The organism is Nocardia sp. NPDC049737, from assembly GCF_040674755.1.
GTDB lineage: Bacteria > Actinomycetota > Actinomycetes > Mycobacteriales > Mycobacteriaceae > Nocardia.
Window position 1 is genome coordinate 1 of sequence record NZ_JBFANH010000075.1, and the last position, 8,845, is coordinate 8,845.

The 8,845-nt window shown below is 66.2% G+C and carries 6 protein-coding genes and 1 pseudogene; 4 read left to right on the forward strand and 3 right to left on the reverse strand.

What is annotated here, in order from left to right; translation table 11 throughout:
* Positions 1 to 563: 563 nt before the first annotated feature.
* The gene (locus tag AB0J47_RS41745) at positions 564 to 1,343 is read right to left on the reverse strand and encodes a site-specific integrase (protein ID WP_364360090.1); all 780 of its coding nucleotides are present in this window, start codon (positions 1,341 to 1,343) and stop codon (positions 564 to 566) included.
* A gap of 125 nt (positions 1,344 to 1,468) precedes the next feature.
* Here AB0J47_RS41745 and AB0J47_RS41750 point away from each other — a divergent pair, with 125 nt between their 5' ends.
* From AB0J47_RS41750 to AB0J47_RS41765, 4 genes are all read left to right on the forward strand, one after another.
* The gene (locus AB0J47_RS41750) at positions 1,469 to 3,469 is read left to right on the forward strand and encodes a Mu transposase C-terminal domain-containing protein (RefSeq protein ID WP_364360093.1); all 2,001 of its coding nucleotides are present in this window, start codon (positions 1,469 to 1,471) and stop codon (positions 3,467 to 3,469) included.
* Positions 3,466 to 4,536, forward strand: a complete 1,071-nt coding sequence (locus AB0J47_RS41755) for an ATP-binding protein (protein ID WP_364360096.1) — start codon at positions 3,466 to 3,468, stop codon at positions 4,534 to 4,536. Before AB0J47_RS41750 ends, AB0J47_RS41755 begins: the two co-directional genes overlap by 4 nt.
* Positions 4,536 to 5,840: a TniQ family protein gene (locus AB0J47_RS41760; protein ID WP_364360099.1), complete on the forward strand. Its 1,305-nt coding sequence runs from the start codon at positions 4,536 to 4,538 to the stop codon at positions 5,838 to 5,840. The genes AB0J47_RS41755 and AB0J47_RS41760 overlap by 1 nt, the downstream gene beginning before the upstream one ends.
* Before the next feature lie 237 nt (positions 5,841 to 6,077).
* Entirely contained in the window at positions 6,078 to 7,268 is a 1,191-nt protein-coding gene (locus AB0J47_RS41765; RefSeq protein WP_364360102.1) for a lycopene cyclase family protein, read from the forward strand.
* A gap of 365 nt (positions 7,269 to 7,633) precedes the next feature.
* Here the strand turns inward: AB0J47_RS41765 and AB0J47_RS41770 are convergent, their stop codons facing one another.
* Positions 7,634 to 8,629: a hypothetical protein gene (locus tag AB0J47_RS41770; RefSeq protein ID WP_364360105.1), complete on the reverse strand. Its 996-nt coding sequence runs from the start codon at positions 8,627 to 8,629 to the stop codon at positions 7,634 to 7,636.
* Positions 8,630 to 8,746: 117 nt separating this feature from the next.
* Positions 8,747 to 8,845 (reverse strand): annotated as a pseudogene (locus AB0J47_RS41775) (transposase); the annotation flags it as partial.

Sequence of the window (8,845 nt, forward strand, 5' to 3'; positions counted from 1 at the left end):
GCTTCGTATGCCTGGTAACGGCTCTCACCACTCACCGATGCGACGCTACGGCCATCGTTCGTGGACAGGTTGATCAGGTGACGCCCAGCCTTCCCGCAACGGCAACGCACGTCCATGCTGCTGTGCGCGCTGGGTGAAACGGCCACTCGGGCGGCCGGAAGACCAACGAGTAGCGCGTTGTACGGCCGCGGCAGTGCGCATTCATGCCGACGAGCGTGCGTCCGGCTGACCCGGTTCGAAAGGGCTTGATTCCAAGCATGATCGAAGCTCCTCCGGTATCGACACTTGGCTGCTCGAGCCGCGTCGAGTTCCTGGTCGCGCTCTTCGAGTTGGCTGGTGAGTTCGACGATGGTGTTCGCGATGCCCGGAGTGCACGAGAAAGGGCCGACACGAATTGTTGAACATTCCGACTTTACGACACGTTTTACGACACTTCATCGGAGCGCGAATCGGCAGGTTTCTGGTTCGAGTCCAGATGGGGGAGCTTTGACCAGGGCAAACGCTACAGTTTGACCCTGGTTTTTCCCTTTGATGCCCGCGAGCGTCACGGAAACGTCACGCTTTCAGCTCACGAGCTTGCCCAGCGCGGTCGTGAAATCGGGAGCCTCGGTCGGTCGGTCGATGTAGTGCCGCTTGGTGGTGGCAGTGTTCGCGTGACCCAGTTGCTGAGCTGCGGCCTGTGGGCTGTATTGGTCGGCTATGAGGGATGCGACCGTCTTGCGGAAGGTCTTCGGTGTGACCCACGCGAACTTCTCGCCGCGTGCCTGACGCCAGAGTCGGTTGAAGTTGTGGGGATCCCAAATCCCGCCGTCGCGATTCGGGAACACCAGATCCAACGCGTTGTCCACCGCTTCGGCTTTGACGCGCTCAAGCGTGTCGACGACGAACTGCGGCAGGATCACCGTCCGGAATCCGGAATCGGTCTTCGTCCACTCCTGACGGATCAATCCCTTGCCCTTGATGCGAATAACGGTGCCGGAGAAGGTAAGTCGCGGTGGTGTGGACTTCAGATCCACATCGGACCAGCGCAACGCCAGCGCCTCCCCGGGGCGAGGTCCGGTGCCCAATTCGACATCGGCGACGTCCAAGACCCGGGGATTGCGCTTGGGACCGCTCGTGTATCCAGGGGTGCCGTCGATGTCCTTGCCCGCCAGCCACGATCTGAGCTGCTCTCGGAGCTCGGTCAGCGTCTCGAGATCGGCCGCCCGCGGCTTCTGGCGTTTGCGGGGCAGGTCGGCCACCTCGCGGACCGGGTTCTGGTCGATGGCGTCATGCCGTCCGGGTTGATGTCCGAGGTCGAATCGGTGGGAGACCCGATCGCGGTGTTGCCGGTGGTGTTTCACCTGTTGTGGTGTCATCGCCTGCGCGCGGATTTGTCGGTGCCGCTGTCACCGGGCACCGAGATCTCGTCGGCCGATTCGCCGATTGCGGTGGTGGGTTGATGGGGTTGGCGCGTCCGGTGCTACGGGTGGGTGACCGTGTTGTGTTCGATGGTGATGAGCATCTGGTTGTGGGGTTGGCTGGGACGTCGGTGCGGTTGCGGTCGGACTCCGGTGTTGTCCAGGTGCTGTTGGCGTCGTATCTGTTGGCGGCGGTGGACTTTGCGGTGTTGGGTGCTGCGGCGTTGCCGCCGATGGAGCCACACGGTCTTCTGGAGGCGCTGCCCACCGACGCGGTCGCGGCGGCGCAGCGCTGGCGCGAGCATGTTGTTGAGGTCGAAACCGGGTTGCCGCCGGATCCGCCGCCGGGTGTGTGTCCGCGGGAAGGTTACGACCCGGCGGTGACGACGCTGTCGCAGCGGCAGCGGCGCAAGGCCGCCGAGTTAGGGGTGGGGCTGCGCACGATCGAAAGCCGCCGCGCTCGTTATGCGGCGCAAGGATTGTGGGGACTGGTCGATCAGCGGGTGACGCGGACATTCGATCTCGCGGGTCGGGCGGATCCGAGGCTGGTCGAGGTGATCGTGGAGATGCTCGACGCCGAGACCGGTCGATCGACGGGAACGCGTTCGCGGTTGATCCGACGCGTGAGCAAGAGGCTGGAGGAGCTTTACGGGCTGGGAGTGGTGCCATTGCCGGGCAAGACGACGTTTTATGCGTTGCTGGACCGGTTGTCGGTGGGGCGGCACACGTTCGGATCGGCGGTGACGCGGCGTCAATTGGCGAACCGGCCGGAGGGGGTGTTCACGCCGAGTTTCGCGATGCGGCCGGGGGAGCAGGTCCAGATCGACTCCACCCCGATCGATGTGATGGTGCTGGCCGAGGACGGGGTGCCGGTCCGCGCCGATCTGACGATCGCGGTCGATGTCGCCACCCGCAGCCTCTGCGCGGGGGTGCTGCGGCCGGTGGGCACGAAAGCGGTTGACGCGTCGCTGCTGTTGGCGAAGATGATGGTGCCCGAGCCGATGCGGCCAGGCTGGGCCGCCGCGTTGCGGATGGCGGCGTCGGTGCTGCCGCACGAGCGGCTGTTGTCGATTGATGCGCGGATGCGGGAGGCGGCGGCGCGGCCGGTGATCGTTCCGGATCAGGTTGTCATCGATCACGGCAAGGTGTTCGTGTCTGAGGTGTTCGTGCGCGCCTGCGATCGGTTGGGTATCTCGATCCAGCCTGCCCGCAAGGACACCCCGACCGACAAGGCGGTCGTCGAGGCGACCTTTAGCGCGATCAAAACCCTGTTCGCGCAACATGTTGCCGGGTTCAAGGGCGCGAACCCGACCCTGCGGGGCCGCGGAGTCGAGGCGGTCTGGACGATCGGACAGTTGCAGGATCTGTTCGACGAGTGGGTGATCGTCGGCTGGCAGCATCGCGGTCACGACGCGTTGCGGGATCCGGCCGCGCCGCGACGGAAGCTGTCGCCGAACGAGAAATACGCCGCATTGGTCGCCGCAGCCGGTTATCTGCCGATCACGTTGTCCGGCACCGATTATCTGGAACTGCTACCGGTGAAATGGCGCCAGGTCAACGACTACGGCGTGCGCATCGACAACCGCATCTACGACTGCGTCGAGCTTGGCCGATATCGGCGTCAGCCTTCTGGATTGGCGGGCAAGCGAGGGTTGTGGGAAGTGCACTACGACCCCTACGACCTGTCCCGGGTGTTCGTCCGCAACCACCACGACGGCGGTTGGATCACTGCACCGTGGACGCATCTGCCGATGGTCGCCGCCCCGTTCGCGGACTTCACCTGGCGCCACGCTCGCCGCCTAGTCGCCGAATCCGGCCGGGAGGTCACCGAAACCGAAATCGCCCGCGCCCTCGACGCGTTGTTGACTCGCGCCGAGCACGGCCCGGACACCACGGGCCGCAAGATCGCCGCCCGCACCCGCGCCGCAGTCAGGCATCGGACGTCGATGCCGGAGCCCGCCACCGCGACTGAACAGGCTGCGCCGCAACGACAACCAAAATCCGAGACCGCTGAGGTGATCCCGTTCGGTGTCTTCGACGCCGACGCCGAGGCAGAAAGATGGATATGACCGGCCAGTCCAGCGATGACACCGATGAGTTGCCCGCCGACGAACCGTTAACCACGAAGGAGGGCTGGCGCCGGTTCGTCGACTACCAACCCGAACCACCCGCACAGCCGGATCACGTTGCGGTGAAGGTGTTGTCGCGGGCCGAGCGCGTCGAGCTCGACGAGGCGCGCCGTGACTATCACGGCCAGTTGCCGTTGGTGAATACCCCGACTATCCGGCAGGTGCTACGCACAGGCCGGCTGCTGGTCCAGCTCAACCGCGGGCAGGTCTCCGCCCGCCGTGGTGTGATCCTGTCGGGAGCCTCCGGGACCGGGAAGACCACCGCGCTGACGCAGTTGGGCCGCACTCACGAACGCGCGATCCGCAAACGCCACCCTGGACCTGCCGGGCGCAACCGGATCCCGGTCGTCTACGTGACAGTTCCGCCCGCGGCGACAGCTCGGATGCTCGCGGTCGAGTTCGCGCGGTTCTTCGGTTTGGAATTCGGTAGCCGCGCAAATCTGCCCGATATCGTCAACGCTGTATGCGCGACCGCGGCCCGGACCTGCGTCGAGCTCGTTTTGGTCGACGAGATCCACAACCTGAACCTGGCCACCCGCGCCGGCGCGGAGGTCTCCGACCAGTTGAAGTACTTCGCTGAACGCCTGCCCGCCACGTTCGCTTACGCCGGAATCGAGGTCGAAGCCCAAGGCTTGTTCGCCGGGGTCCGCGGTCGTCAGATCGCCGGACGGTTCACCCTCATCAGCGCGGCATCGTTCGCCTACGGCACCGGCGAGCAACGCGACGCCTGGTGCGCCCTGATCGCCTCTCTGGAGGGCATGCTGATGCTGCACCGACACAAACCCGGCACGCTCGTTGGGCTGGCCGAATACCTCTATCAGCGCACCGGCGGCATGATCGGGAGCCTGTCGCAGTTGATCCGCGGCGCGGCGATCCTGGCCATCGACGACGGCAGCGAGAAGATCACCCGCGCGCTGCTCGACGACATCCCCGTCGACTACGCCGCAACCAGCAGCACCCCGCCACGCCGTCGCACCACCCTTACCCGCCGCGAGGCCAGCGCCTGATGGTGTCGCGACTGCCGATCCGCATCCGGCCTGCCGCCGACGAGATCGCGGTCTCCTACCTGAATCGGCTGGCGGCGCTGCACGAGATGCCATTCACCGAACTCTGGAACCAAGTGAGTCGGCCCCGCAACGGCACCAGCACCCGCCGACTCGACCCGGACCAGTTCGCCACTGTCGCCGACCAACCCCGCCAAAGGCTGGCCCGCGCCATCATCGAACTACGGGATCCGGAACCGGACTGGCTGGCACTGCGGCACGAACCCCAACCAGGGTGCTGGCGTTGCGCTGCCGCTCACCCGGGTCGGCCGGTGCTGCAGCTGTTCGGCCACCACCGCTACGTCTGCCAGCGCCACCGGATTTGGGTCGGACCACCCGACCTGACCGGTTTCCCGCAACCGGACCTGTCTGGCTTACCGGAAATCGTTGCCGCGCAACGAGCTCACCTGCGGCTGCTACAGCGCCTCGGACCGGCCGCGTGTTTCGATGCCGTGCTGACCGGATTCCTCATTTGCGCGCACCGATGGACCGACCGGCGCGAACCCGCGCACGGTGATGCTCGGTATCGGTGGGCACGACGAGCGGATCGACTCATCCCGTCCGGCACCGAGCTGGAGACCTTCAGTTGCTCACGGCTGTTCGCCGCCACCTACCCCGAAGCCGTCGATATCGCCGAGGTGATCGGAGCACTGCACTGGCGGCGGATGGCGGCCGGGAACCCGGACACGCAGCAGCGATTCGCCGCCGAGATCGGGCGACGCCTCGGACAGCCCGACTATCGGCCGCAGGTCGTCCGCGACCCGATCGCGCACTGGATCGACCAGGACTGCTGGCGGCCATCCAGCCTGCCCATCCACGACTACCGCAGCCAACGCACCTACAGCGGCCCCAGCCACCGCAAACCCCAGCAGCGCAACGAAGAGGCCCGCTTCACCAGCGCCGCCTGGTTCGCCCAGCACCGCTGCGGCGGCGACGCCATGCTCCACCACCGCAGCCTCGCACCTGTCATCCTGCGCGACTGGTCGCAGCCGAACGTGCTGTTCGAAAGCGCACTATCAGCTTCAGCAACAATCACTGAGGCTCGCGCCGAACGCAGCACCGCTGCCAGCGCGCGCGTCATCGGATCCCTCGACTTCATCCGGCCGGGCCCCGTTCCAACCGATTACCTCGATACCGCCGTCGAACCAGCCTCCTGGCCAGAACGGACCGAACCGCGGCAGCAATCCCCTCCGCGGCCTTGGTCGGTCAGCGAACGGCCCTACTTCACGCCCAGCCCCCGCCAACAGCGGAAGTTCCGGCTCCGATGAAACACCGACCGAGCGAGCAACAACGGCTACGGCGACAGGCGGTATCGGTCGGGTATCGGCCAAGCGGAGGATGCCGCACAGCACAAGGCGTGTTGTCGGTGAATGCTGACGGCGCGGTAGCGCCGGTCGGGTCGACGGGCTTGGGGCGGCGCCTCCCAGGGGTGGGCAGTTTCCAGCAGCGAGGTGCCGCGTTGATCTGTGCACACTGTCCCGGTGGGCTTGGAGATAGATCTTTGTGTGGTTGGACTTGGCCCGACGGGTCGCGCGCTGGCACATCGCGCAATGCGTGCCGGGCTCTTTGTCACAGCGATCGATCCGCGACCACAGCGGTTGTGGTCGCCGACCTATGCCTGCTGGGTTGATGAGTTGCCGGAGTGGCTGCCGCCCAGTGCGATTGCCACCCGTATCGAAGCTCCGACGGTGTGGACCAACACCGAGCACCGCATCGAACGACCTTATTGCGTGCTGTCCAATCCGGGACTGCGCGACGCTCTGCCGCTCGATGACGCTACTGTGCTGACCGGCCGGGCGACCCGGGTGAACGCACACGAAGTGGAGTTCGCTGATGGCACGATCGTCCGCGCGGCAACGGTTTTCGATGCCCGTGGGCTGTCGCCGGTCAAACAGCGCCGCGCAGTAAGCGCGCACGGCATTTTCGTGTCCGCCGAAACCGCGGCACCGATGGTCACCGATGGTGAAGCATTGTTGCTGGATTGGCGTCCCGACAACGGCGCGGGCTCGGACGAGCCGCCGTCGTTTCTGTATGCGGTGCCGGTTGGCGATGGCACGGTAGTCTTCGAGGAGACCAGTCTCGGCCTACCTGGTGGTATGCCTCAGCGTGAGTTGCGCGAGCGCTTGCTGAATCGGCTCGCCGCTCATGGCATCCGGGTTACAGGGCAGGAGCCGAGCGAGGCCCCGCACTACCCACTGGATCAGCCGCCGCCGAAAAGTGGGGTGGTCGCGGCGATTCCGTTCGGTTCGCGCGGCGGCATGATGCACCCGACAACCAGTTACAGCGTGGGCGACTCACTGGCGCTGGTGGACACCGCGGTGAACGCGGTGAGCGAGGAGCGTGATCCGGTCGCGGCACTGTGGCCCTGGCGGGCTCGGCTGGTTTACTGGATGCGGATGCGCGGGCTGGGGGGCCTGGGCAGGCTCACCACCGACCAGTCGATCGCGATGTTCGAGTCCTTCTTCAGCGCCTCGCCGCGTGAACAGCGCGCGTTGCTGTCCGCGCACGACGACTACGCCGCGCTGGGCGCCGTTCTGTTCAACACAGTCGCGCACCTGCGTCCGTTCCGGTGGCGCTACGACCTGGTCGGCTGGACCAACCGGAACCGCTGGGTGGAATACGACTTCAATCAGCCGACAGTCCCGACAGACCGCCGTCCTCGCAGCGATGACCGGACCGAGATAGCTGCATCCTGATGCGGGAACAGTCCATCCACAAATCCGCAAAGTAGGTCCGGACGCTCGGACAACTAATCCTTCCGCGCGACCTTTCGGCCCGCAGGTCAGGCAATCGCTGTTTTGCAAGGTTGAACCGGAACGGACAGATGCGGATAGTGGTGGGGTTGTGGGAGCGTGTTGGGTTGATCTGTGGGGAGGGATCGGCAGGCCGTTAGTCTGGGTTGTGGCCCTGCCGATTTCGGGTGATCCGAGATCGCAGCACTCCAACGGTCTCCGCTCGATCGGGAGTGTGTGGTGGTCCAGTCCGCCGCGGGTGTGGACACCGCGGCGGACCGGTGATCGCAGACCCGAGTCGACGGGCGGGTCGCAGTAGAGGTGAAACGTTAGGCGGCGGTGCGGTAGTGGTGTCGGCATTCGCTGCAGAGGTCGTCGGTGTCGATCTCGCGGTGGTGGGTGCATGAGCAGCAGCGTCCGGTGCGCAACGACACCGGGGTCAGCCTCGCGATCGGTGTGCCGGGTGCCGAAGGGTGTGGGTGTTGGTCGAGGAAAGCCATGATCAGTCCGCGTTCGATCCGTGTGGAGCGCTGCTGTAACGCATCGAGCAGTGCGGGTGCGGCGGTGGGGTAGTGGTCGGTGAGGTGCTGGCAGTAGGCAGCGATTTCATCGGCGAGGGTGAAACCGGCCGGGAGCGTGGCGATTCCGGGGCGGTCGTGGTCGCGGCAGTGTTGGCAGAGTCCGTCGTCGCTGATGCGGTGGCCGTGGGTGTTGGTGCGGTAGTGGTCGCTGCAGACGCGTTCGCCGAAGCAGTACACGCACACCCAGCCCTGCAGTGGTGGGAGGGTGGTGTGGTCGTAGTCGATGCCGCTGCCGTTGGCTTGGAAGGCGGGTCGGTCGTCGTCGCGGATGTCGAGACCGGTTCGGGTGCGGGCGATCTCGTGGGCGTCGAAGTTGTCGCGGGTGCGGGCACCGGCGCGGTCACGCTCTAGGAGAACTTGTTCGGCGATTTGGCGTACGTAGTGCCGGTCCCACATCGCCGGTTGGTAGGCGGGGTCGGTGTCGACGAGGAAGCGGGTGCGGATGTAGTCGGTGACCACCCGCGCCTCTCCCGCGGGACGGCGCTTGGTGCGGATCGCGGCGATGTGCTCGGGTCGCCGCCACGCGCGCTTGGCGGCGACCGTGGTCGCGGTCGAGGGTGTAGCGGTCTGGGTTTTGTTCGGATCCCGGGCGAGGAGTCGGCGCGCGTTGTGCTCGGCGGCGACGAGAGGGACCGTTGTGATCCAGCGGGGCTGGTCCTCGGCAGGGCGGTGTAGTCCGGGGGGTCGGTGCGGGTGACGAAGGTGTCGAGCCAGGCGCGCAGTTCTGGATCGGAGCGTCGCCACAGTGACCGCAGTGAGGCGCGCGCGATGAGGTAGGGGGAGTTGGTGAAGGTGTCGGCGACGCGGACGAGGCGGTCGAGGTCGGTGGGAGAGGCGAGCTGGGTGAGCGCGCGTTCGAACTCGTCGCAGTTTCGGGATCGCCACGTCGATCGTGCCGACACGTGTGTCGAAATCACGGTGTCGGTAGCCGTTGCGGTGGTTGACCCGTTCGTCGCTGCG

Bases quoted from the DNA above. Each gene is read 5' to 3' on its own strand.
- AB0J47_RS41760 (WP_364360099.1), top strand. From the start codon at position 4,536: ATGGTGTCGCGACTGCCGATCCGCATCCGGCCTGCCGCCGACGAGATC.
- AB0J47_RS41755 (WP_364360096.1), top strand. From the start codon at position 3,466: ATGACCGGCCAGTCCAGCGATGACACCGATGAGTTGCCCGCCGACGAA.